This is a genomic window from Acidobacteriota bacterium (assembly GCA_016196065.1).
Taxonomy (GTDB): domain Bacteria; phylum Acidobacteriota; class Terriglobia; order Terriglobales; family Acidobacteriaceae; genus Acidiflorens.
The window spans coordinates 537320-562969 of the sequence record JACPYL010000008.1; the positions used below are offsets into that span (position 1 = coordinate 537320).

The 25650-nt window shown below is 57.0% G+C and carries 17 protein-coding genes and 2 tRNA genes; 11 read left to right on the top strand and 8 right to left on the bottom strand.

Features of this window, described 5'->3' with window-relative positions; translation table 11 throughout:
• The first annotated feature begins 167 nt into the window (after nt 1-167).
• The 6 genes from HY010_03375 to HY010_03400 all read left to right on the top strand — a co-directional run bounded on the left by HY010_03375 (nt 168) and on the right by HY010_03400 (nt 7937).
• Entirely contained in the window at nt 168-1439 is a 1272-nt protein-coding gene (locus HY010_03375) for a DUF4238 domain-containing protein (GenBank protein MBI3474748.1), read from the top strand.
• A gap of 563 nt (nt 1440-2002) precedes the next feature.
• Nucleotides 2003-3667, top strand: a complete 1665-nt coding sequence (locus tag HY010_03380) for a hypothetical protein (protein MBI3474749.1) — start codon at nt 2003-2005, stop codon at nt 3665-3667.
• Between the two features lie 158 nt (nt 3668-3825).
• Complete coding sequence (locus HY010_03385; GenBank protein ID MBI3474750.1) at nt 3826-4983, top strand: amidohydrolase; 1158 nt, start codon at nt 3826-3828, stop codon at nt 4981-4983.
• Nucleotides 4984-5087: 104 nt separating this feature from the next.
• The gene (locus HY010_03390) at nt 5088-5864 is read left to right on the top strand and encodes a DeoR/GlpR transcriptional regulator (GenBank protein MBI3474751.1); all 777 of its coding nucleotides are present in this window, start codon (nt 5088-5090) and stop codon (nt 5862-5864) included.
• A 14-nt stretch (nt 5865-5878) separates the two neighbouring features.
• Complete coding sequence (locus HY010_03395; GenBank protein MBI3474752.1) at nt 5879-6955, top strand: SIS domain-containing protein; 1077 nt, start codon at nt 5879-5881, stop codon at nt 6953-6955.
• A 55-nt stretch (nt 6956-7010) separates the two neighbouring features.
• The gene (locus HY010_03400) at nt 7011-7937 is read left to right on the top strand and encodes a sugar kinase (GenBank protein MBI3474753.1); all 927 of its coding nucleotides are present in this window, start codon (nt 7011-7013) and stop codon (nt 7935-7937) included.
• A 34-nt stretch (nt 7938-7971) separates the two neighbouring features.
• Here the strand turns inward: HY010_03400 and HY010_03405 are convergent.
• The 4 genes from HY010_03405 to HY010_03420 all read right to left on the bottom strand — a co-directional run bounded on the left by HY010_03405 (nt 7972) and on the right by HY010_03420 (nt 11105).
• Nucleotides 7972-8047: transfer RNA gene (locus HY010_03405), tRNA-His, on the bottom strand.
• 38 nt (nt 8048-8085) lie between these two features.
• Nucleotides 8086-8874, bottom strand: coding sequence for a DoxX family protein (locus HY010_03410; protein MBI3474754.1), 789 nt, complete (start codon nt 8872-8874; stop codon nt 8086-8088).
• Between the two features lie 245 nt (nt 8875-9119).
• Nucleotides 9120-10388, bottom strand: a complete 1269-nt coding sequence (locus HY010_03415) for a UDP-glucose/GDP-mannose dehydrogenase family protein (GenBank protein MBI3474755.1) — start codon at nt 10386-10388, stop codon at nt 9120-9122.
• Between the two features lie 168 nt (nt 10389-10556).
• Complete coding sequence (locus HY010_03420) at nt 10557-11105, bottom strand: 2'-5' RNA ligase family protein (protein MBI3474756.1); 549 nt, start codon at nt 11103-11105, stop codon at nt 10557-10559.
• A gap of 141 nt (nt 11106-11246) precedes the next feature.
• Between HY010_03420 and HY010_03425 the strand changes: the two genes are divergently transcribed.
• A tRNA-Pro gene (locus tag HY010_03425) sits at nt 11247-11323 on the top strand.
• A 40-nt stretch (nt 11324-11363) separates the two neighbouring features.
• Here the strand turns inward: HY010_03425 and HY010_03430 are convergent.
• On the bottom strand, nt 11364-14747 hold the full coding sequence (locus HY010_03430) for an Ig-like domain repeat protein (protein ID MBI3474757.1): 3384 nt from the start codon (nt 14745-14747) through the stop codon (nt 11364-11366).
• 621 nt (nt 14748-15368) lie between these two features.
• Between HY010_03430 and HY010_03435 the strand changes: the two genes are divergently transcribed.
• The gene (locus HY010_03435) at nt 15369-16529 is read left to right on the top strand and encodes an esterase (protein ID MBI3474758.1); all 1161 of its coding nucleotides are present in this window, start codon (nt 15369-15371) and stop codon (nt 16527-16529) included.
• A gap of 56 nt (nt 16530-16585) precedes the next feature.
• Here the strand turns inward: HY010_03435 and HY010_03440 are convergent, their stop codons facing one another.
• On the bottom strand, nt 16586-17581 hold the full coding sequence (locus HY010_03440; GenBank protein ID MBI3474759.1) for an AraC family transcriptional regulator: 996 nt from the start codon (nt 17579-17581) through the stop codon (nt 16586-16588).
• Nucleotides 17582-17741: 160 nt separating this feature from the next.
• On the opposite strand from HY010_03440, the gene HY010_03445 reads away from it, so the two are divergent.
• The 3 genes from HY010_03445 to HY010_03455 all read left to right on the top strand — a co-directional run bounded on the left by HY010_03445 (nt 17742) and on the right by HY010_03455 (nt 21450).
• Nucleotides 17742-18017 (top strand): DUF4242 domain-containing protein, encoded by a 276-nt coding sequence (locus tag HY010_03445; protein MBI3474760.1) that lies wholly within the window; start codon nt 17742-17744, stop codon nt 18015-18017.
• Between the two features lie 64 nt (nt 18018-18081).
• Complete coding sequence (locus tag HY010_03450) at nt 18082-18903, top strand: class I SAM-dependent methyltransferase (protein ID MBI3474761.1); 822 nt, start codon at nt 18082-18084, stop codon at nt 18901-18903.
• A gap of 117 nt (nt 18904-19020) precedes the next feature.
• On the top strand, nt 19021-21450 hold the full coding sequence (locus tag HY010_03455) for a glycoside hydrolase family 31 protein (GenBank protein MBI3474762.1): 2430 nt from the start codon (nt 19021-19023) through the stop codon (nt 21448-21450).
• A 21-nt stretch (nt 21451-21471) separates the two neighbouring features.
• On the opposite strand, the gene HY010_03460 is transcribed toward HY010_03455, so the two are convergent.
• Nucleotides 21472-23505: a DUF3857 and transglutaminase domain-containing protein gene (locus tag HY010_03460; GenBank protein MBI3474763.1), complete on the bottom strand. Its 2034-nt coding sequence runs from the start codon at nt 23503-23505 to the stop codon at nt 21472-21474.
• Complete coding sequence (locus HY010_03465) at nt 23456-25519, bottom strand: DUF3857 and transglutaminase domain-containing protein (GenBank protein ID MBI3474764.1); 2064 nt, start codon at nt 25517-25519, stop codon at nt 23456-23458. The genes HY010_03460 and HY010_03465 overlap by 50 nt, the downstream gene beginning before the upstream one ends.
• Nucleotides 25520-25650 lie beyond the last annotated feature (131 nt).

The window sequence follows — 25650 nt, forward strand, 5'->3', positions numbered from 1 at the left end:
CAGCCCCAACAACCAACACCTACTCCAACTCCTCCGGCCCCTACGCCGAAGGAGTGACGGCGAAACAGTGACAGTTAGCTTGTGGCCGGGCCCCCAGCAGCAATGAGCGAATGTGTGGGGCACTCGGCTACCGGAGTCGACCCGCCAAGTAGTAACATCATGAGTGGGTGAAAAAGAAAAGCAAAGGTAACAAGAAACAGCAGTCTCACATACACCATTACGTTCCGCAGTGGTACCAACGTAGGTTTCTCCCGCCCGGCCAGACTAACTTTTTTTACCTCGACCTTCACCCCGACACCTTTACCTGGACCGGCGGATCACACATCCTGAAGGCGTTGCGCCGTCTTGGACCATCGGCGTGCTTCTACAAAGAGGATCTCTACACCCTGAAGCTTGGAAGCTGGAGCACGGACCAAATAGAAAGTCACTTCTTCGGCGTGGTGGACAGCCGAGGCAGAAACGCCGTCTCCTACTTTGCGGAGTTCAATGGTATCGAAGCGCCGGCTTGGGATGCGGGTGGAAACTTGGGCCCCTACATGGACGCGCAGAAGTTCAGGACGCCTCGGGGGCTCGACCTCATCAAAAAACGGTCAGGAGGGTCCGACCACAATGCAACCCTGCTGTCCATGCAGAGGGAATTCAAGTACACCACGATGTGGATGGAGGCTACCTGGGAAATCGTGCGGGCAAGGCGAAGCCCGACCAAGTTCATAGTCTCGGACGATCCTGTCACCTTCTACTGCAAGCGGCTGTTCCCGAGCGACCGCACGTATCCCAATGAAATGTACCTCGGTCAGACAGGGACGCGCACGCTGTTCCCCCTCGGTCTCGACTCGTGCTTGATACTCACTCACGTCCAACTTGTTCGGAACCCCTGGAGCAACCCGTTTGAGCCCCGCACCAACGCCCGATCCGTTCCTGCGGCAGGCCCCAAGTACCTCCCAGACATACAGTACGGACGGGAGCTTGAGGAGGATGAGGTGCTCCGCATCAACCACATTCTCAAGACAAGGGCTGTTCGCTTCATCGCCGCTGCTGAGGAGGAATGGCTCTACCCGGAACGTCGCGTCTCTACGAAGGAATGGGAGAATCTCGATGACGATTGGTTCCTGCTGCCGAACCTTTGGAGAGTCTCATTTCACAGAGAAATCATGATAGGGCATCAGGGCGGCGGGGCATCGGCCTGGGACGAGTACGGGCGGAGGCCATGGGAGTTGGGGTACAAGGACGAGAGGCAACGTGATCTAGAGTGTCAAACTTGCGAGATGGCAAAAAGGGAATGGGCTGTAAAGCGGATTGGTAAATCCAGGGCGCAGACTGACGAGCGCATGGGGATGGACGTTGCCGACAAGATGGCGGACGACTTCCTGCGCGAACAGGGCCTGATTCACGGGCCTATAAATCGCCCCTATGATTGGAAGGAATCAACCAGCGAGTGAAAGGTGACCGGCTGATTAGATAACCGTATCAGGCCCACATTTGGAGAGAGCATCGACAGGTGCCCCATACATTCGAGGGTACCGCCGGTGCCCCATTTCTCGCGTTCTTTGCGAGAAGTGGGCAGCAGCGCGGCCAGCAGCGAAGGCTTCTTGAACCGCTGATGGTCGGAAGTCGGGTTGCGACAGCTCACATTCAGTCCTTAGCTAGTGAATAATCAAGAGGTCCAATATTGCAGCAAAACCGTTTCTAACAAACGAACCACGCCCTCAGTGGCTAAAGCCTTAATTCAAAACAAGGCAGTGACCGCAGCGGTGAGCCGCTGCGCCACCCAAAATCAAGAACAACACCGAGTTTTTTCGCATCCTGCTAGAGGGTATGGAAGGGCCCCCTTTCTCGTGCCCCATGACGGTTTTCCCCTCCATTCCACGCATAGCGAAATAGGGTAAAATCCCGGGGCCTCTCCTCCGAGGATTCTGCTCACGGCCAGGTTGCCGGGAACCTGGATTCCGCAATCAATACACATTTTTGCTGGCTCGTCCCGAGCTTCCGTGGAGGGTCGTCCATGACCGCAAACCGAATCTCTGTGCTGTTGGCCGTGACCATACTCATGGTGGTCGCCGCGGCCAGTCCCACCGCTCTCGCCCAGACTTATACCGACCTCTACGACCTCGGAACCAATGCCGGAGACCCGTTGCTTCCTGCCTGGATGGGCCTGTTCGCCCAGGGACGCGACGGCAACCTCTACGCCACCTCGCAGAGCGGCGGAGCCTTCTTCAACGGACATCAGTACGGTACGGTCTTTCGCCTGACGCCCTCGGGAAGCATGACCGTCCTGCATTCCTTTGACGGCCCCAACGACGGCGCCTTCCCGAACAGCGGCCTCACGCTCGGCGCGGACGGCAATCTGTGGGGTACAACTCCATCCGGCGGTACGGTTGGCTTCGGGAATGTCTTCAAGATCACGCCCAGCGGCACCTTCTCCGTCGTGCACAACTTCAACGGCAACACCGAAGGCTCCGCCGCCAACGCTCCTCCGGTGATCGGCATGGACGGCAACTTTTACGGCACCACCGGCAACGGAAATAATGCGGTCTTCGGTACCGTCTACAAGATGACCACCAAGGGCAAACTCACCCTGCTGCACACCTTCGACGGCATCACGCGCTATCCGCAGGCGATCACGCTCGGGCTCGACGGCAACTTCTATGGAACGTTCCTCGGCGGCACCGGCGCCAATGTGAACGGCGACGTTTTCCGCATCACGCCCAAAAAGAAGTTCGTCGTGCTGCACGCCTTCACTGGCACTGACGGACAGAATCCGATGGGCGCGATCATCCAGGGCGTTGACGGCAATTTTTACGGCACCACGCGCGCCGGCGGAACCGGCGGCACGGGCGTCGTCTACAAAATGACTCCCTCCGGCAATCTCACCGTCCTCCACAACTTCGCCAACGATGGATTCGGCAGCACACCCTTCGCCGGACTTGTCCAGGCTTCCGACGGAAAACTGTACGGCGTCACCATCACCAACCCGGGCACCAGTTTCGGCGTCCTGTTTCAGATCACCACCGGCGGCAGCTACAGCAATCAGGTCTTGTTCAGCAACACGAGCGGCGCGTTCAAGGGGAACAGTCCGCAGGTCACTCCCTATCAGCATACGAACGGCGTTCTCTTCGGAGACACCACCTCGGGCGGCACCGGCAGCAACGGCTGCAATTTCTGTGGCGTGCTTTATAGCCTGGACGCGACCCTCCCGCGCTTCGCCCGCCTCGTCTATTGGACCGGCACGGTCGGTTCAAGCGTTCAGATTCTCGGCCAGGGCTTCACCGGAACGACGAGCGTGAAATTTAACGGAACCGCGGCGAGCTTCAACGTCGTCTCCGACACTTACCTCACCGCCACTGTCCCGGCCGGCGGGACGGCAGGCAATGTCAGCGTGACCACGCCTAGTGGCACGCTCGCCAGTAATCACGCCTTTCTGGTTGTGCCGGTGGTTACCGGATTCAGCCCGGCCAGCGGTCCAGTCGGATCGGCCGTCACCATCACAGGCAGCGGCCTGACCGGCGTCACCCAGGTGAAGTTTGGCGCCAAGTCGGCGTCCTTCACGGTGAACACCGACAGCAGCATCACGGCCACGGTCCCGGCCGGCGCCAAGACCGGTAAGATTTCCGTGACGTCTCCGGGTGGAGTCGTGATGAGCAAACTGAAGTTCACGGTGACGCCGTAGGATAGGGCGCCTTGCTCTCGGAGTCGTGAAAACGAGGTGTGCGAAATTCAGCAATCCCTGTTGTCGGTCGACATGAGTCAGCGCGCGCAATCTGCGTTTTCGCCGCTTTGTTTCGACTTCTTTCGCTTTCTTTCGAGATGGTGTATTCTGCCAGACAAATGGCGAAGAATATTCCGTCCTCACTTTTGTGCTTAACCCTATTGGCTGCGGCTTTGGGCGTCGCCCAGCAAACCCCAATCGGGTATAAACCCGCCGCCGATGCGGACAGCAAGAAGACCATCCTCCTGAAGGATTTCCATCCCGACACGGCGCTGCACGCCGGGAAGCACGAAGTAAATCGCGCAAAGTTTCCCGTCATTGACGTCCATAACCACACCAACGACCCGCGCGGCATCGGGGATCGTGTCGATCCGAAAGAAATGGTCGCGCGCATGGACAGCCTCAATGTGAAGACCGTCGTCATCCTCACCGGCGGTTGGGGCGACGACCTGCAGAAACTGATCGACACGATGGTCAAGCCCTATCCGGGGCGATTCATGGTGTTCACGCAAATGGACTGGAGCAAGATCGATGATCCGAACTTCAGTCAGTTGATGGTGAAACAGGTCGACGACTCGGTAGCGCGCGGCGCACGCGGCCTGAAAATGCTGAAGGAACTCGGCCTCGGAGTTCGCGACAAGACCGGCAAGCTGATCCCCGTTGATGACGCGCGGCTCGATCCGGTGTGGGAGGAATGTGGACGCCTCGGCATTCCCGTTTTCATTCACGTCGCGGACCCGGAAGCTTTCTTTCATCCGATCGACGCCAGCAACGAACGTTACGAAGAATTGATCGAACATCCGGACTGGAGTTTCTACGGGCCGCAGTTCCCTACTTTGCCCGAATTGATGGCGCAGCGTGACCGGATGTTTGCGAAACATCCGCAAACCAGGTTCGTCGCGCTGCACTTTGGCAGTTGGCCGGAGAATTTGGACTTCGTGGAGCAGACGCTGGACAAGTTTCCCAACGTGATGATCGAGACCGGCGCGCGCGAAGGAGAACTCGGCCGGCAACCGCGACGAGCTCGAAAGTTAATCCTCAAGAATCCCGACCGGATCATGTTCGGCACCGATGAAGGCGCGTCCGAGGCAATGTATAAGAACTACTTTCGCTGGCTCGAGACCGAGGATGAGTACTTCCCGTACGCGCAGTATCCGGGGCAAGGGCGGTGGATGATCTATGGACTGGGTCTGCCCGACGAGGTGCTGGAAAAGGTTTATCACTTAAATGCAGAGCGGCTGTTCAGCCAGTTCAAAGGCGCAGCACTTTCGAAATGAGGCGACCGAGGAGTGGCCCCTGTGGTGGCCGTTGTTTGGTCTTGACAACAGCCGTGGCCATCGACGAAAGTTACTAAACGAAACTAATCGAAAGATCAATTTGAATGCCTGCTGACGGATTATTTAACGAAGAGCGTCGACGAAAGATCCTCGAAATGCTCCACGGGGAGGGGCGTGTCCTCGTCAAGGATCTGGCGCGCCACTTCAAGATTTCGCAGATCACCATTCGTAAGGATCTGGAGATTCTCGACAGCCAGGGGGTTGTCCAGCGGACTCACGGGGGCGCCTTGCCCGTGCAGAGCGGAGCGCTGCTCGATCCCACGTTGCGTGAGAAAGAGAAACTCCACCGGCGCGAGAAGACACGCATCGCCGAAGCGGCCGTAGCCCTCGTCGAAGAAGGCCAGTCGGTCCTGTTGGATTCTGGCACCACGACCACCGCCATTGCACGCGCGCTGAAAGACATGTCGCGCCTCACCGTGATTACGAATGCGATCAACATCGCTGCCGAACTGGCCGGCACGCACATTGAAGTCATGCTCACGGGCGGAACCCTGCGCAAGAATTCATTTTCCCTGGTCGGTCCATTGGCGGAGCAGACGCTCCATCAACTCAGCGCGGACATTTTGTTTCTGGGCGTGGATGGGTTCGATACACACGCCGGGTTGTTTACTCCAAACATGCTGGAAGCACAGGTGAACCGCGCCATGGTGGAGATTGCGCGGCGCACGGTTGCCGTCTGTGATTCGAGCAAGTTTGGACGCCGCAGCTTGTGCAACATCATGCCGGTGACTTCCGTGCACGAGGTCGTCACCGACAAGATGATTCCCAAATCCGACCTGCGTGCCTTGAAGGATGCGGGCGTGAAGGTGACTGTGGTTTAGGGACCAGACACAGAATGACTTCGACCAATATTTCAAGCGAGTACGGCGCTCACACTCTGAGCGAAATTCTTTCCCAACCCGAGCGGTGGACGGCATGCCTGCGAAAGCTGGCGTCCAGCGCGGAATTGCAGCGGGCCGTCGAGCGCGCTCGACCCGGCGCAGAATGGCTTTTTGTGGGCTGCGGCACCAGCTACTACCTGGCCATTGCGGCTGCATCCGCGTTCCAGCACTTGGGACTGCCGGCGCGCGCGGTGCCCGGTTCCGAGATACTACTTTATCCCGCGCTCTCGCTTCCGCCTAGCCGCGACTACATACCCGTCGTGATTTCGCGTTCGGGTCGCACGTCCGAAGCGGTGCGAGCTGCACACCTGCTCGAAAAAGAGCGAAACCTGCGCACGATTGCCATCACCTGTGCCGACGGTGAAATGCTCGAAGCAGAAGCCAGTCTCACCCTCAAACTGTTGGACGCCGACGAACAGAGTACGGTGATGACCCGGTCGTTTACTTCGATGCTGCTCGGGCTGCAATATCTGGGCACTAAAATCGCCGGCGACGAAAAACTCTGCAGCGCCCTGATGCAACTGCCAAACGAAGCGGCCCCGTTGCTGGCGGACATTCCGCAACGCCTGCGGCTATTCATTGAGTCCCGCGATGTCGACGATTGTATTTTCCTGGCGCAAGGACGCTTGTTCGGAATCGCCTCGGAATGCATGCTCAAAATGACCGAATCTTCCTGTACCTATGCCCAGGTTTTCCATTCCCTGGAATTCCGGCACGGTCCGAAATCGATTGTTAGTCCTGATACGTTAATCACATTCCTGATCTCGGAATCTTCCTACGATGCGGAAGTTGAGTTATTGGAAGAGATGAAGAAATTGGGTGCGGCGACCCTGGTCATCGCGAACCGGCTGGATGCCCGCGCGGGAAAGTTCTCGGATTTTGCGATTGAACTGGGATTGACGGTTCCGGAGTTTGCGCGACCTGCCGCTTATACGATCTGGGGGCAGCTCGCTGGCGTCTATCACGGGCTGAAGAAGGGGCTCAATCCCGACTCCCCTAAGAATTTGACGCGAGTTGTCGAGCTGCAATAGCTCTTCGCTGTTGTTCCACCGCACGTAATCATCGCTGTATGGGGAAGGTCTACTTTTGTCTAACCTGGACATCGCTATCGCGGGAGAGATCAATTTTGATCTGATCCTCTACGGCTTGCCGCAGCCAATGCCGACAGAGCGCGAGTTGCTGGCCAGTTCGTTCAGCATGACCCTGGGAAGCTCCTCGGCGATTGTGGCGCACAATCTGGCGGCACTCGGGAGCCGGGTTGGATTCGTCACGAAAGTGGGCGACGACGCGTTTGGGCAAATGGCGTTGGAGCGTCTGGGCGCAAGCGGTGTCGATCTGTCGAAAATCATTCGCTCGGAGGACGAAGCTTCCGGCGTGACCGTGATTCTCCAACACGAGCGGGATCGTCACATTCTCACCTACCTCGGAACCATTTCGGCTCTGCGCTTTCAGGATCTCGACTTTGAATACCTGACATCAGCGCGGCATTTTCATATGTCGTCGCTGTTCCTGCAGAGAGAGCTGCTGGCACGAGTGCCGGAAGTATTCCAGCGGATGAAAGGCGCCGGCCTCACGACTTCGCTGGATACGAACGACGATCCAGATGGCCACTGGGACGGTGGACTCGAGGCGATCCTCCCCTACGTGGATATTCTCTTCCCCAATGAACGGGAAGCGATGAAGATGGCGCGCACGGACAATCTGGAAGCCGCGCTAGTGTGGCTCTCCGCGCGCGTGAAGACGCTGGTGGTCAAGTTGGGATCACGCGGGGCGATGGCCATCCATGAAGGACAACGCTACAACGCGCCTGCGGCGAAGGTGCAGGTAGTCGATCCAGTTGGCGCAGGAGACAGTTTCGACGCCGGTTTCCTCGACCAGTTTCTGCGCGGGGCCGACCTGCAGACTTGTCTTACCTTCGGGAATCTGTGTGGCGCGTTCTCGACCACCGCGAGCGGCGGCACGGAAGCGTTTCGCAATTCCACAGCGATGCGGGCTTTTCTCGGAAGTCTTTAATCAATCTGAATTGGATGTTTGGATCAGGAGAGTTTGGGGTGGGAAACGGGAATCGAACCCGCAACCGCCGGAGCCACAGTCCGGTGCTCTGCCAGTTGAGCTATTCCCACCGCAGAGATTGATTATAGCAAGGGGAAGTGGGGGGCCGTCAGGATGAGTCCCGCAAATCCTCACGCCCGGCGACTCCTTGCTGTTGCGCTACAACCCAAGCGGCTGACCCGATGATCCAGGAGATAAAGAAGCCTGTCCAAGCCAAACGGTCAGCAGGTTTGGAGACGACCATCGGCAACCATACGAGTAGAGTGAAGGCGCTCACCATGCCGGCTTCACACCACGCCGCCACCCGCGGAAGAACATGAAAGAGGATTCCGAGGCCGCAGGCAATTTGTCCGGCGCCAGTGAGGCAGGCCCAGAAGGTGCGGGCTGGCAGCCAGGCAGGGACAAATCCCATCGTCTCCGAGATGTAGACCAGATGAGAGAGGCCCACGGGCAGAACAGCGAGACCGAAAGCAACCAGCGCTCGCTGTAGACCGCGGCGGCCGCCGATCAGAGCGAACCCGGACCCCGACGCAGCACTTTCAGAGACGGCCCAGAGGATCCAACCGCCGCTCATCAGCATGACCAGTTCGCCGAAGCCCAGCCACACCGCCTCCATGCCGGGCGCAGCGAACAGAGCGGGAACCTTGAGGAGCATCCAGCCGATGAGGTAAGGGAACAGTATGCGCACGGCCCAAAGTGCGGTCGCGCGGAACAGCATGCCTACACCACAGCCGAGCATGAGCACGCCCGAGGCATAAGCCAGAGCAGTCCGGCCCGGCACCGAGGGTGGAACCGGCTGCCATACCAGCGCGAAGTCGTGGTAGATGAGGGCAAGCACGCCGAGGCCTACCAGTCCAATAGCGAAGAGCGCGCGGGCCGGTTGTAGGGTACGGTTCATGAATCTCTCCTGTCACTGAGTCCGAAACTCTGCCTCAATCAGCGAGTCATTGCCCATGAACCATACTCCATCTTCTCCCGCATGAGCTAGTACAACCGCTCACGGGTGGTCTTGAAGAAGCCATACGTCAACCCTTCACGTGAAAATTTTCTGGATAGAAGATCCCTACTGGGTGAGTGCAGTGGAATCCCACCTTTGCGCAAAGAACGCGCAAAGATGGGGCACCCAGCTACTGAAGAATTCGACTACTTCCTGCCTACGCCCATGTACTGGAATCCCATGGCGCGAAGGCGGGACGAATCGAGCAGGTTTTTGGTATCGATGATGATGGGGCGTTTGAGCAGGTGTCGAATCCTGCCGAAGTCAAGCGTGCGGAATTCTGGCCAGCCTGTGCCGACGACAAGAGCGTCCACACCTTCAGCCACGCCGTAGGCGGACTCGCAATACTTCACGGTACCGTTGAGCTGGTGTTTCGCTTCAGGAATTGCGACCGGATCGTACGCCCGAACGCGAGCGCCCTTGGACAACAAATTCTGCGCGAGTTGGATCGATGCAGAGCCAGCCACAGAATTCGTGTTGGGTTTGAAAGCGAGTCCGAGGATACCGACGTCCTTGTTGTTCACCGTGTCGATCGCACCGGATATTTTTTCAAACATCCGTTGCGCGACGCTCAGATTGACTTCACGAGCGGCACGCAGGATCTTCAGGTCCACACCGTTTTCGGATGCCAGTCCAGCCAGCGAATCCATATCTGACTCAGCGAAGATGCCGCCCATGCCGGCGCCAGGTTGCAGGCAGCGCGGTGCGATCTTCTTGTCGAGTCCGAGAGCGAGCGAAAGGCTGACCGCATCGGCGCGTACGTGTTCACACAGGCTGGCAATTTCGTTGATAAAAGAAATTTTCGTGGCGACAAAAGCGGTGGTCGCTTCCCGTGCCAGCTCCGCCGTCTCGTAGTTTGTCACCAGCACGGGCACGCCGCGCATCACGAGCGGATGAAAAATCTGTTTCAGCGCGGAAACCGCTTCACTCGAAGACGTCCCGAGGATAATGCGGTCAGGCCAGTTGAAGTCTTCCACCGCGCAGCCGTTTGTGAAGAACATGGGCTGGCAGACAAGAATGCTGCGCAGAGCTTGCGCCTTGAGTGCTTTTTCCAGATTTGAAGTTGTGCCTACCCGCACGGGTGTGACGATAGAGAGCACCTGCACCCGGCCGGCAGCCCGGCCCATGCGGAGCACCAACTCGTCCAGCCCTTGCGGAGAGTCTTCCGCGAGGAAAATGACTTGCGCCTTGCGCGCCAGATCTTCAGGGTCGGTGGAATACACGAGGCGTCCGGAACGAACATTGCGGCGAATGACTTCCTGCAAATTCTTTTCGAAGAAAGGAATTTCGCCTTTCGCCACTTCCGTGATGCGGGAACTGTCGGCGTGACAACAGCAAACGGGAGTGCCGAAATCGGCAAGACAGGCAGAGATGACGGTGGCGAGATAGCCGGATCCATAAACCCCAATGTGCATTGTGCCTTCTCTTAAATCGACCCGCAGCCTGGGATCCGGCGCTTGGTTTTAGAGCCCGTAACTCCTATGGTAATCAAGCGTTTGGACTTGGCAACGGCCGGAAAGTACATGTACTGGCGCCACTGCCCTATTGGCCGGGCGTTTGGGGTTTTTGGGGGTTATTGCAGGCTATGGTCGGGCAGACAAAAGGGAGCGTCCCAGCGGTATGCGGCCAACGTCTTCCCACACTCCATCGGTCTCCCGTACGAACATCAATTCGTCGAAGCGGATGGTGCGTGGACCAGTGAATTCCGCCCAGCGCTCACGGGCCACTGCGGCGGCATCGATCGCCTGCTGATCAACGTCTGTCTTCAGGATGGTCATGTGCGGAACGTACGGCCATGCTTCGGGGCAGTTCAAAGCCTCCACGCAAAGCTGATCGTGGAGTTCCCGCATGCGGTAGGCGGCCCGCTTCACTTGCAGAAACACGGTCGCCGTTGTGGGCAGAAAGGTTCCCACGTCGCCAATCTCGACTTCGAAGGGCTCCACGCGGCTGCAGGCTTCTTCTAGGAACTCAAGAGCCGCCTGCTCCGGGCCACTCAGCTCCCGCGGCGGCAGGATGGTCAGGTGAGCCGGCATATGAGGCAGGACTGGATGGAGCTCCCGGCGGAGGTTTTCCACGAAATTCCCAACCGGGTGGTGGATGTAGGCCACCAATGCGTAGCGTGAACGGGCCATGACTTGCGAAGAACGATTATAGCGTGAGCGCGGTCTGGGATGTTGGCGATGGTATGGGGAGGAGAGTTCCCAAAGTCACATTCGATTTTCGCAGGCGAGGAAGCGGCACAAATAAGCCAGTCATTTATAATCAGTTGCAGTCGGGGCGTAGCGCAGCCTGGTAGCGCACCTGCCTTGGGCGCAGGGGGTCGTGAGTTCAAATCTCGCCGCCCCGACCAATCATCACCCACTTGCACGCAAAATAAACTGCGGATGCTCTCACTGCACTACGAGCGTGAGGGTGGTCGTATGGGTTAGTGAGCCCGAATTGGCCGTCACCGTGATGGTATAGGTGCCGGCGGGTGTTCCCGTTGCACCACCTCCACCTCCGCCTCCGCCTCCGCCTCCATTTGTGCCGCCACCGCCGCATCCGGCCAGCCCGATAGTAATCAGCGACAGAAGGAACAGCAGCGACAGAAGAAGAGAGCGGCCTTTGCGGCGCTGTCGGGCCCGCGCCAACGGAACGACCAAGGCGCCTAACAATCCGATCGTCGAACTCAACCAAATCGATGGAACAAAGGGCGAGATCATCCCTGCTACGGGCGCTGTTGTTCGCGCTGTGGTCGTTACCGAGAGAGTGCCAATCCCTTTCCCGCTCCCGAGCGGATACGAGTTCGGGTTCACCGAACAGGTGGTAGCCTTCGCCGGAACCGTGCAGGAGACGGTAACGGTACCAGTGAATCCAAAGAACGGGTTCACTCCAATATCGTTGATGTAGGACGCCGTGCGACCTGCCGGCACCGTCTGACTTGTGATTCCTCGATCCGCGACGGCGAAATCTGCAGCCAGATTCAGGGCCAACGGAATCGAATTCGAGGCTGTGTAGTTTCCGTCGCCAGGATAGCTCGCTGTGACGGAGTATTGCCCGGGGGCGAGTTGCGTGGCGTCAAAGGTAGCAGTTGACTGGGTCGTGCCATTGCCTGTGCTGCCATTGGTCAACGAAGCCGTCCCCAGCACCGTGTTGCCGGAATAAAATGTAACGGTTCCTGTGGCTGGAGCGCCGGTTCCCGAGGCGCTGACGGTTGCCGTCAGCAGAAATGATTCTGACGTCTGCTGGGACGCGAGCAACGTATTGGTCGCGAGGCTGGTGATATTGAAATTGATGGGCGTCAAATCGACGCTGGAATTGAAGCTGGGGTCCCCGTAGTATCCTGCGGTGAGGGAGTGGGATCCTGCTTGGATTTGTGTAAGAGGCGGAGTCAACGCATTGCCACTCGCATCCAGCCAGTTGGACCCCGCACTCGCTCCGTTCGTGTCCCAGAAGTTTACCCAATTCCCCGGGGTGCCGTAGCCCGATTGCCCGCTGACGTGCGCCTGATAATAGACGGGCGTTCCGTACGGGCCCCCTGTGAATGGAATGAAATTCCCGCCCCCATCTTTTGTCAGCACCGAAAACGTAATGGTGGTTGGTTCCGCCTGAATCGTCACTGATACGGGGGGAGTGGAATCACTTCCCGCATACGTTCCATCGCCGGCATAGTGGGCATAGACCTGATACGATCCGCCCGGCAGCAGGTGCGTTACACCAGCAAAATTCGACTGATTGTCCAACGAAAACGTGCTCACCGTAAAATCACCCACGATATTACCCGGCGGATATTGCGTGAACCAGACCGATCCGGACGGCGTGCCCGTTCCGCTATTCGGTGTCACGGTTCCGGATACATTTGCGGGCGAGCCGTGTACGGCTGTGGTGGGACTGATCGAAAAGGTCGTTGTCGTCGGACTGAATGTCACCGAACTCCACTGGTTGATCAGGTTCGTTACGTTGACCGATCCCAGTCCGGTAGCTTGATCGTAGCCGGTTCCTGCCTGATAGGTTGCGTCGGGAGTTCCGTACTTGGGTTCACCGGGAACCGCATTATTGCCAACCGTGACATCGTTGAAAATGCATGTGCTCGCTGGAAGCGTCGTGATGGAAGCGTTGCATTGAGAGAGATTTTCCGCGGCCGCCAACCTGTACAGCACATAGTTCGGCTGCCCGACACGCACCAGTTGTTTTTGAATCACCAGGGACATGACTCCCGCGAAGGCAGGCGTTGACGCAGATGTTCCGCCCACGCCGATGAAGCTGATATTCCCATGCGAATCTGGGATACACGATCCCCGGATGCAAAGCAGATAAGGATCGTGCGTAGCAGCGGTGAGAGAAACATCAGGCAGGTGTCGAGCGTTATCGGAAGGAATGCCTGTTACACCTGCTTGCCAGGATGGCTTTGAAAAGAATGTGCTGGCGCCCCCGCCACCCGCCCAAATATTGGGATTAGTGCATCCGGGCTGACCTGCCGCGCAGCTTTGATTCCATGGATTTTCGGGAATATACGAAATCGCGGACTCTAAAGTCGGCTGCGCGTTGGTCGGCCTCCAGTACGTGCTGTCGTGTCCGTTTTCATTGAAGATCGTTCCGCCCACAGCCACGGTATATGGCGATGAAGCCAGCATGTTAACTGACAAACCGTGGGTCGCGATCGACTGGGTATTCGGGTCGTCGCAACCTGCCGACCCGGAATCGCCGGTCGCCACAACATAGGTGATTCCCTGCGCGGCCGCCTGCTGCGCCAGGCTCGAAATACCTGCTGCTTCGGCAGCGGTGAAATTTGCTTCGCAGCTGCCGAAACTCTCGCTCATCACGTCCGCGAGGTTATTATCGATGATGTATGCTTCGGACAAGTCGACTCCGTCTGTGGTGTTGGTCGACTTAGAGACCACCAATTCCACAAAGGCTGTGGGTGCGACCGCTCCCGCCCATGTGGTGTCGAGTACCGCCTCCACTTCCTCGCTTCCGCCCAAGTTTCCTGGATCGTCGCCGTTCACGACCACTCGGTAGGACGTGGCCTGGTCGTACATCCAAAAATGGAAATAAGTCACATCCTGGAGATTGATATTGGAGCGACCGACGATCGCGATCTTGGAAGACCAACCTACCAGCGGGTTAAAGTTGTAAATGGTGTAGTAGTCCGCCGGTCCCAGGGCATGCAACCCATTGCCGGAGGTGAATTGCGGACGTTCCCCTGCCTCGGCTTTCGCGGTAAATTGCGTCCCGGTCACGTGAACGAGAGGATTCTTATAAAAATTGTGCAGCGTGAATACACCTGCTACCGCCGGCGATAACGCTGCAGGAATGGTCGGATCCCCAGCGTTGGCCCAATGCTCTTTACCGTTCACCACAAATTTCCGGATTGAGGTTTCGAATGCCTCCTGCACCTGGGTCGCCGTGCCAGAGAACTCAATCAGCGTTCGCCCTTTATTTACTTGCACCGCATGAAATCCCTGTACTTGCAGCCACGCAGTGATTTTCTGGATATCGGCGTCCGCCGGGCCAAATTGCTGACCAAACTGGTCGGGTGTTAACCATCGGCGATAGCGAGGCGAAGCTTTATCCTGCTGGTCGTCAAGCAACTTTCGCAATTCCGATTCCTGTTCGGGACTGCGTTTGAGCACGAGCAGCATGCGATCCATTGCCAAGTCACGTGGCGCGAGGCCGCGGCCAAATTCCGCGCGAGCCAAGCGATGGACATTGCCCGTCAGCTTAATCCGGTTTGCGTTGTCCACTGGTTCGACCAAGCGCGGGACCACCTGCGCAAAGCAGACGGTTGTTTTCACAAGAAAAATAATCCCTAGGACCAAATGGGAGGTCAGTAACCTACAGCGATGTGCACTCATTCACCGCTCCCTATGAGTACGTAGATGCCGCACTCCGACCGTCCGAAGGTGACAAACACTTGTGCGCCACAGATGGAGTACCAGAGCCTGAAATGCGGTATCGAGTCGTCCTTGCTTTATAACTCGGCTCACAATATCGGTCACAGTGTAATGGCATCAGTTATGCCTTGTCTAACTATTTATCGCCTTGACGAAGGCGTCGGATCGAAACAAGCTCACCCTACTTACTCGCCTTGCAAGCGCAAGACGTAGTTATTTATTCTCTTGAATGAAGCGGAGGCCAAGGTGGACGTCGACCTGAACGAGCGGTGAATCGTGGCGGGACGGCACCAGTTTGGCAGGCCGGAACGTGGCCCGGGCGGGGCTACTAGTCCTTCGCACGTCTCTTGAGCGCAGGGGGTCCGCGGTTCAAATCCGCGCGGCCCGACTACTAATCCTCCTGGCCCCATATCAGCACCTTGCGCCTACCTTCGCCTCTACCCTGCAGATCCCGCCAATAATCGCAAGAGAGAGACAGAGTGGCTGCGGTGCGCGAGACCCGTTAAAATTGCTCGCATGAAAATGCGACCAACGTCACGATTCCTCCTTGCCGCTATTTTTCTTGGTTTCTCCTTACTGAGCGGTGTCCCGGCATACGGGCAAGCTCCCAAATCGTTTGATTCTCACGAAGTCCATCCCGACGGAAGCATCACGTTCCGCTACAAAGATGCCGGGGCCAAGAAGGTTTCTCTGATCCTTGATGGCGCGGGCGATCCGTTGCCCATGGCGAAGGATAAGGATATGGAGGGCGTGTGGAGCATCGTGACGCCTCCGTTGAAGCCGGAGATTTACGGGTACGCATTTGAAGTCGATGGCCAGGGACTGCTCGATCCGAAAAATACAGTGGTAAAACCGAACTTGCTCTATCTCGGAAATGCCGTGACAGTTCCGGGCAAGACTGCACAACTCTGGGATGTGCTCGACGTGCCGCACGGAGACGTCCATCACCATTTCTACACTTCTAAAGTCGTGCTCGGCCTCGCCGACGGGCAAAGTGAATATTTCGTTTACACGCCGCCGAACTACGATCCGAAGAGAGCCAACCCGTATCCGGTCCTCTACCTGCTGCACGGCTGGAGCGATCTCGCAAACGGGTGGACGGAGGTCGGCGAGGCAAATTTCATCCTCGACAACCTCATCGCGCAAGGTAAAGCGCAACCCATGATCGTCGTGATGCCTCTCGGATATGGCGACATGAAATTCGTCCTCGGCGGCGATGGAGGCTGGGACAACCCCAAATCCATCGATCACAACGTGGACCTGTTCACTCAGGCTTTGCTGACCGAAGTGCTGCCGCGCGTGGAGTCCGCCTATCACGTCTCTCGCGACCGCAATGACCGAGCGATCACCGGCCTTTCCATGGGAGGGCTAGAAAGCTTGTCGATCGGGCTGTCTCATTCCGAACAATTTGCCTGGGTCGGGGGATTCAGTTCCGCGGCGGCAACGCTGGTTGGTCATGAGCGCCTTGCGAAATTGGATGGGAAGACCGCCGATCTGCGACTGCTCTGGATTGCTTGCGGGACGGATGAAGGACTGATCAAGCCGAACCGCGAACTCATCTCATGGCTTACGACCAAGGGGATCACGGCGACCGCGATCGAGACGCCAGGAATGCATGATTGGATGGTGTGGCGGGACAATCTGTCGCACTTCGCGCCGCTGCTATTTCAGAAAGCCAAATAAGCTCGACGAGTCTCAGATTGCTGCCTGATTGTCCGGCAGGAAGCATTCGGTCCAGACTAACCAGCCACCCGTTGCCCGTCCCGTTTGGGGCGGGCAATTTTTGACTGCGTGCGGAAACGCGCGGGCGGAATTTCAAACTCGCGCTTGAAGGCGCGATTGAACGCAGCCTCAGACTCGTATCCAACCTCAGCGGCAATCTGCACGACCGAATGGCTCGTGGATGCCAGCATTTGCGCCCCCAACTGGAGGCGCCATCGCGTCAGGTACGACATGGGAGTGTCACCGAGATAATGTCGAAAGCGTTCGGCCAGCACGGAGCGGGAAATTCCGACTTCCCTGGCTAGCGTCGCAATCGTCCACGGACGAGACGGATGGCGATGCATGAGCGCGAGAGTCTTGCCCACTTCCGGATCGCGCGCGCCTGCGAGCCAACCAGTCTGCTCAGCAGGGAGATGTGCGATATAGGCGCGCAGTGTCTCGACGAACAAAACTTCGGACAGCTTCGCCAGCACCGCCTCTCCTCCTGCGCGCGCAGCATCCGCCTCGTTGACCGAGAAGCGGATCGAGTCTTCCAGCCACCGGCCCGAAGCATCGTTACGGATACTGATCTTGAACAAGGGAGGCAGTCCGCTGAGAAAGACCTGGCTCAGTTGGGGTTCGCAGGCCATGTATCCGCAAACGAATTTTGTAACTTCTCCTCCGCCGCCCGCGCGCCACACTTTCAAGCCTTGGGAAAGAACTTCAGACAACTGATGCGAATCGTCAACGGTTTTCGTGGGCGGGCCGTTTTCCATGATGTGCGGATCGCCGTGCGGAACCATGACCAGGTCTCCGGCGTTGAGAGCGACGCGCTCGCCGTTGTCCAGTTGAATAAAAGCTCTGCCCTCCGTGAGCAGGTGATAAATGATCACGTGCTGCGCGCCCGGTACGAAGTAATTAGCAAGCGCGTGGGAAGACGCGGCACGAACACTCCAGGGCGCGGAGAATTCGCCGTTATAAAACAATGCGCCTTGCAGCTTGACGACTTTGAGAACTTCCGAAAGTACATCCATACAATCTGCAAACCTTCCCGGACTCAGGAGCAAATCATCATACGGCACCTGCTGGTGAGCAAGAAAACAGGACGGGCGGACAAGTCCCCGTCGAGCGCTTCGTCCATAGTTGAGAAGTAGCAAATACAGATGATTCGATGAGAATCACAAGGAGGACGACTTGAAGAAATACGTAATTGAACGCGAAATCCCGCAGGTGGGAGCTCTGGAACGAGATCAACTTCAGCAAGCTGCCGCCAAATCCAATCAGGTGCTGGCGCAACTGGGACAAGACATTCAGTGGCAGGAATCGTTTGTCACAGCAAACAAAATGTTTTGTATTTACCTGGCGAAGGATGAGGCCATCATCCAGCGGCATGCGGAAATGAGCGGATTCCCTGCCACCAGGATCACGGAAGTCGGCAAGACGATTGACCCGACGACCGCAAATTCGTAACGATTCGCAGCCAAGCGGGGTATAGGGACCGGAAATCATGACGACAAGAAATAATGGAGGAACGATGAGCACAACTGAGGTCGCATCACCGATTGATGGCCTGAAGGCGAAGCTGAAAACCACATGGATGGCCGGCGATTACGATCGCTTCTCGCGCTATATGGAACAGGACGCGCGCGCTTTTTACGAACGCCTGGATGTGCCAGCCGGCTGCCAACTGCTGGATGTGGCCTGCGGCTCCGGCCAACTGGCGCTTTGCGCAGCACGGGACGGAGTCGACGTCACGGGCGTGGACATTGCACCCAACCTGGTTCAACGGGCGCAGGCCCGTGCCAATGCCGAAGGCCTGAAGGCGCGCTTTCTGGAAGGGGACGCCGAGGACCTTCCATTTGAGGATGCTAGCTTCGATGTGGTTGTCAGTTTGATTGGAGCGATGTTTGCACCGCGGCCTGAACTTGTCGCCAGCGAACTGCTGCGAGTGTGCAGTCCTGGAGGCACGATCGCGATGGCCAATTGGACGCCGGAAGGCTTCGTCGGACAAATGTTCCAGACTTTTGCCAAGTTCATCGCACCCTCCGGCATGCCGGCACCCGTCTTGTGGGGAGACCCTACGGTCGTTCGCCAGCGTCTGGGACATGGAGTTTCGAGCTTGTCGACAAAGCGCTGCAACTACAGCATGAACTATCCGTTCTCTCCCGCGGAGGTCGTCGAGTTCTTCGGGCAATACTACGGGCCGACCAATCGCGCCTTCGCATCGCTCGATCGGGACGCAGCGTCAAAATTGCGGGAAGAATTGACCGCGCTATGGTCAAAGCACAATCGCGGAGGCGAGGGAATGACAGTCGTGCAGGCGGAATATCTGGAGGTAGTCGCGACCAAGGCGTAAGACTCTGTGCCATTTGATTCCTAGCCCTCCCCCATTCCTCCAGCCTACAATGACAGTTCGGCGGCGCGGCAAGGTTGATCCCGAGGCTGCGTCGCCGCAACTCAAAGAGGAACATCTATGCGGGCTGTAAGGAATGCAATCCTGATTTTCAGTGTGCTAGTGAGCCAGAGAATGGTTGCCGACACCGGCTGGCAGACGCTGGGCGATTTCGTCAGTGCTCAGGCAAATGGCAATCAGGTTGAATTGACCGCGCAGCGCGGGAAGGTGCGGATCTTCGCAACGGCTCCCGGCGTCATTCGCGTCACTTATGGTCCCGGCGGAACATTGCCGCCAGATCGATCGTTCGCCGTGCTCCCGAATGCCTTTCCGTCAATCACCTCGCTCCGAGTGTCTGAAACCGGCGCGGCGCTGGAACTGCGCACGGATTCATTGGTCGTCCGAATCGATAAGTCCCCCCTCCGGATCAACTTCCTCGATGGCAACGGAAGCGCAATTTGGCAGGAGAGCGCTGACCATCCCGCCGCGTTCAACGGTACGGAGTTTCGCGTGTGGCACGCCATGCCGGACGATGAACACTACTTCGGCCTGGGAGATAAGTCAGGGCCGCTGGATCATCGCGATCTCTCTTTCACGAATTGGAATACCGATATGTTCGCGTGGCAGGAATCGACCGATCCGCTCTACAAAACCATCCCATTTTTTCTAGGAATGCGGCACGGCGCGGCCTACGGCGTATTCCTCGACAACACGTACCGCAGCAATTTCGATTTTGGCAAAGAAGCGCGCAACCTGAATTCATTCGGCTCTGACGGTGCCGCGCTTGACTACTATTTTTTTTACGGCCCCACACCCCGGCACGTAGTCGAACAATTCACGCAACTGGTGGGACGCACTCCGCTTCCGCCACTGTTCGCGCTTGGATATCAGCAGTGCCGGTACAGCTACTATCCGGAGTCACAGGTTCTGGATATTGCAGCAGAATTCCGCAAGCGCAAGATTCCTGCCGACGTGATCTACCTCGACATCGACTATCAGCAGGACAACCGTCCGTTCACGGTGAACCGGGAACGTTTTCCCACGATGGAAAAGATGGTGACGCAACTCGGCGACGAAGGATTCAAGTTGGTCACGATCACGGATCTGCATATTGCGAAGCTCCCCGGATATCGACCTTATGACGAAGGCGCGAAGAACGGTTACTTCCTCAAGAATCCGGATGGCTCAGTCTTCGTCGGCAAGGTCTGGCCGGGAGACAGCGTGTTTCCGGATTTCACGCGCAAAGAAGTGCGCACGTGGTGGGGCACCCTGTATACGGATTTCGTGAAGATGGGGATTCGCGGTTTTTGGAACGATATGGACGAGCCGTCCGTGTTTGTCCCATCCAAGACGGCTCCGCTCGATACGGTGCACAGCGTGGAAGGCCGCATTACCGACCATCGCGAAATCCACAACGTACTTGGCATGGAGAATGTGCACGCCACCTACGACGGAATGTTGCAACTGCAGCCGAATTTGCGGCCGTTTGTCCTGACGCGCGCCGCCTTCGCCGGAACCCAGCGCTATTCGGCCACTTGGACGGGAGACAACACCGCGAGTTGGAATCACATGCGGATTTCAATTCCGCAAATGGCGAACCTCGGGATCTCGGGATATTCGTTCATCGGCGCCGATATCGGCGGCTTCAACGGCAGCCCTACTCCCGAATTGCTGACGCGCTGGATGGAACTCGGCGTTTTCAATCCCATGTATCGCAATCACGGCAACAAGGGGACGCGCTTCCGCGAGCCATGGGTGGACGGCCGCGAGCATGAGAGCATCCGCAAACGCTACATCGAAACCCGCTACCGCCTCTTGCCCTATATCTACACCAGTATGGAAGAGAGCTCGCGTACGGGAGTGCCGCAGATGCGCCCGATGTTTTTTGAATTCCCCGAGGAAGAAGCACTCGCCACCAACGGCGAGGAGTTCATGTTCGGAAGTAGCCTGCTGGTCGCACCGAAGGTGTGGCCTTTCGTCGATCCCTATTTAGTCACGTTGCCCAAGGGCGACTGGTACGATTTCTGGACTGGCAGCCGGATGGACGGAGGAAAGACGATCAGCGTCGATCCGCCGCTCGATACACTCCCCGTTTATGTTCGCGCCGGCAGCATCGTGCCGCAGCAGCCCGTGATCCAACATGTCGGCGAGACCCCGCAAGGGCCGCTCGCACTGCATGTTTATCCCGGACCGCAATGCAGTGGCGATCTCTACATGGATGACGGGAATACACTCGCCTACCAGCATGGAGAAACTCTGCGGGTGCACTTCAGTTGCAGCGCGGATCAAGGATCGGTCCAGGTTGAAATTGGAGCCGCACAAGGGCCCTATCAGCCATGGTTCAAGGACATGCAGATTGTCGTGTACGGCGTCGCCGGAAAACCTTCGAGTGTAAACCTCGACGGCAAAGCGATTTCATCCTGGAGTCAGAAAGCAGGCGCGGTTTCGATCTCCGGGGTCCCCTGGTCTGCGAGCGGCCATACCGTACGTGTTAATCTCGCGACGAAATAACGAGACACCCGCAAATTTCAACTACTTCGCCGCACCGGCGGGCTTGAGAACCGCGGTGTTGCGTTCGTCACTCGAAACGATGCGGTAGAACTTTTTGAGTTCCTCCATCTTCTCCACCGGCACACTCAGTTCCTTCACTTCAAAAGTCCGACTGTAGTGAATGACATCCCCTTTGGCTTCCGTTCGCGAATGGTAACTGGCAAAGCTGTAGTCGCTGTCCACGGGAGGAGGTAAGTCATCCACTACATATCCGGCAGGAATCGTGATTTCGAAATTATCCGTGTCCTTGACCGGCCCTTCGAATTCGACCGGAAACTTGCGCGGATCCTTGGTTTCGAGAATGCCCGACGACTTGCTGCCGACTACTCTTGGGCGCAGCAAGATCAGGTCGCCGGCATTCTTCGCGTACTTGTCCGATTCAAACGAGTAGTCGAAGCCGAAGGGCTGGTCAATCCGTTGCAGGTTGACGACGCTGGCACGGGTGATCCGAAAACTTGTCAGCGAGCTGCCTAACAGGCTCTCGATCGGCTTGATGCGATCCACGTCCTTGGTGACGGTGCGCAAGCGCCACCTTTCCGACCACGCGCGATCTCCCAATCGCAATTCGTTGACATTTCCCTTGAGAGTTCCATTGGTGTCGAGCGTCAATTTTCCGGTGCGTTGAATTCCGTTCATCCTGGAAGGCTGTTGCGGCAACTGAATCAACTCCCCGCCTTCGGGGGTTACGAGCAAGCCATAGTTCGCCTGCAAGTATCCACCAATCTGGCCAAAGGGCATCATTTCATTGGTGGGATCGAAGAACAGAAGTCTCCCGAGCTTGGGATGCTCGACGGTTGCGATCAGCGAAGGATCGGAGATGTTGCTCGGCAATTTAATGGCGGTGACCAGGTGATTGAAGCCATTGTGAGCCGGCGCGTCCCTAGCGACTGCACCACGCTCCGTGTTGATCACAACGAAGTAGGAATCTACCCCGATTTCTCGCAGCATGGTGCGCATCAACGTCGCTTTGTCTTTGCAGTCTCCATAGCGATTTGAAAATACCTCGGACGCCGCGTGGGGCTGCAAACCTCCTATGCCGAGTTGGATCGCGACATAGCGGATGTTGTGTTGCACAAAATCGGCCAGCGCTTGCATCTTGGGAAGCGTGGCGTTCTTGGAGGAACTCAGGCTGGCTACTTGTTCTTTTATTTGCGCAGAGCCGTCGAGTCGTCCCTCTGCGAGATTGGCGTACCACATGCCCATTTCTTTCCAGTTCGCCAGTTCATTCTTCTTCGAAGTCCCACCTGGGGGGAAGAACGAAAGAACCATCTGCGCCGCCACTCCAATCGTGGGTGGCATATCGGGCTCTTCCCGAATTGCTTTGATATCGCTCACGGTCCATTGGGCCAGGTTGTTCGACTCCGCAGCCTTGGTCTCCGGATGATTCAACCAAGAAGCTTTGTACTCCCAGCCAGCCGGGAGTTCGAGGGAGAAATGGCTCTCCCGGATGGGATCATCTTCCTGGAAGTGCCAAACAACCTGTAGAAAAAACGGTTGCTCTTCAAGTTCGTACTCATATCCGATGATGTTTCCAGGATCGGGCGCAGGGACGTGAATAATCTTGTATTTCACGTCCGAAATGAGTTCGCCACCTTCGGTCGAGGGCGCAGCTTCGATCGCGTCCTTGTCCTTGACCTCAAAATCCTTGCCCTGTGCGGGGATGCACCAGGCATGAAGGCTTTTCAGTTTGCGTTGCGGATTCGTATAGACATAAACCGTGCCGCGCTCGCGGCCGCTGACCCGCAGGATTTTGTAGGCTTCGCGGACATGCGTCCTGATCTTGTCAGTCGACAGGACCGTGACACTGGTATCGGAGTACAGCAACACTGCGTCCGTCTTCTCGTCGTAGGAGGGTAGGGTTGCGGACGTTAGGGCGTGCATCCACTGGGGAGCGTCACCCGCCCAAGCCGACTGCAGGCAACTGAGAAAAGCAACAACCACTCCAACCGAAAACAGTGCCGCTCGTCTAGTTGCTGGCGGACGCTGTACCCGGCTGCAACACAATCTGCTCTTCATCTCCGGTCCTCACACTTTGGAAGAAACTGCGTAGCGCCCCGTAGTACTTCGCATCTAGAATCATGAAGTCGACATTCAATTTCCGTGTCAAATGTACGGCGTTCTTGTTGTCCTCGACTTTCAAGTCGTAAACAATGACATGGCCATCCTGCATCTGGGGCTTAGGCACGCTGCTAACCTGCCATCCAGCCGGAAGTTCGATCGTGACGTCGTCTGATTTTTGGTAGGGATATTCGAAATAAATGGGATGGACACGGTTGGCGTGTTCAAATATCCGTTTCTCGTAGGCCGTAAAGAGGCCCACCGGAAGGATAGCTCGCTTACCCGCACTCGAAACCCAGCCAGGAATTTTCAAATCGAACTCGGCTACCAATGGAGCCGAAGAACTGGCCCAGTCCGGCTTGTTGGTCAACTCGACCTCGACGCCTGATGAAATCTGGCCCTTGAGGTCCTCTTCCAAAAACTTCTTGCGCTCCACTTCGTCGGAGTTACGGTTTGCCAGGCGGTGCTGCATCGCTACCAGCCCCGTGAAAGTGAACGTAACCTTTCCTTGCAAATCGCCAGTATCGGCAAGCTTTAATTTTGCGGTGCGCACGATTGTGGACTCCGCACTCTGCGGAAGCGTGGTCTTGATCCAGGTACCACCATCTTTATCCAAACGGAGCCCGGGTGTCCCGGTCTCAGCCCACATGACCATGCCGTAGGGTGTGAAAGCCGCTCCCGGATCGAAATAAACGTCTTTACCATTCACCTTGACCAGCACCACGTTCGAATTCAACTTCTCGGCTTCCATGGTCTGGGAAGCGAAAAAATATTGCCGCCGATCGGAGACCCAACATCCGTAGGCTTCAAAGCCAGCCGCTCGAGCCAGCGCGAGAAACAGCCAGGTCAGTTGACCACCATCGCCGTATCCCCGTTTCCAGAGATCTTCCACGTTGTCGATGGATTTTTCCTTGGCACGCTTTTCCTCTTGCTCAGTCTTCTTCAGTTCGTAGGAGGTGTTTCGGATCGTCTGGACCTTGTCGTAGATCTTATGCAGCTTCACTTCTGGCGTGTCACTGGGCGCAACGATCTGAGAGATGGCTGCTTCCATCGCCTTGCGCTTCCCAATAAAGCTCTCCAGATAATCATTCCGCTTCTTCCCAACCTGTTTCCAGAACTTATCCTGCTGCGTCTCCGCATAACTGTCTCGATAGATAAAATCCACGCGAGACTTCATCTCGTTTTCCGGGGGCATGAAGTCTTCGGTCTGAAACGCGGGAATGTTACTTGCTTCCATGCGCACGATATGGTCCGGGCCCTCTTTCACTTCCGAGCCAACCGGCAGGAGGTGCCAGGTCCACCGCAGCTGAAAAGGGTTGTCAAAGCTGCCGACGTATGGCTTCAGAGAAAACTGCGCTTTCTTTGTGAAGAGCTCGTCACTCAATATCCAATGAGAGTCGAAGAGGGCATTTTCCCGCAGATCGTCGGTGTAGAAGTACTCGATGATTCCGCCCACTTGCACATCTGGTAGCGTAAAAGTCTTTGCCAGATACTTCACGCCTTTGGCCTTGACGATCGTCTTTTCGAATACCTTGCCTTCGAAGTTCACGATGGAGCCGTCGGGCTTGATCGTGCGGGCGTGAAGGCCAGTGATGCCTTCACTTTCCTTTACAAATGGAATTTCGATATCGGCGTACTTGCGACCTTCTTCGGTCAAAATCTTGATGCGGAAATAGTTGTCTTCGTGACTGGTGCGGCTGTTGTCATCGCGATCCACTTCGTGAAACAAGAGGATCGCGTGCGCTCCGGGCGCAAGAGGTTCACTGGTGGCCTTGAGCTCGTCGGGAACGACCGGCTGGAATCCAACACCCGCCCATGCATTCGGAGCATGACTCATCCCTATCACTACCAGCAGCGCCATCATGGCTTTGGAGAATTTTGCGGAAGACTTGCTAAGGTTCCGGGAGAATGATTGCTGACATCCCGTGAAAATAAAACGAGGGAACAGGGACAAGACCGGCCAGACGGGCATATTCGCTCCTCTGAATTCCGTGCCCCCTCAAGCCGGAAATTCAGGTGAAATCAAGAGTGACGTTTGAGTATATTCACAGGCCGCCGCCCGTCAAGGACGAAGATCACTCGACTAAGTAAGTAGTAAGGAAC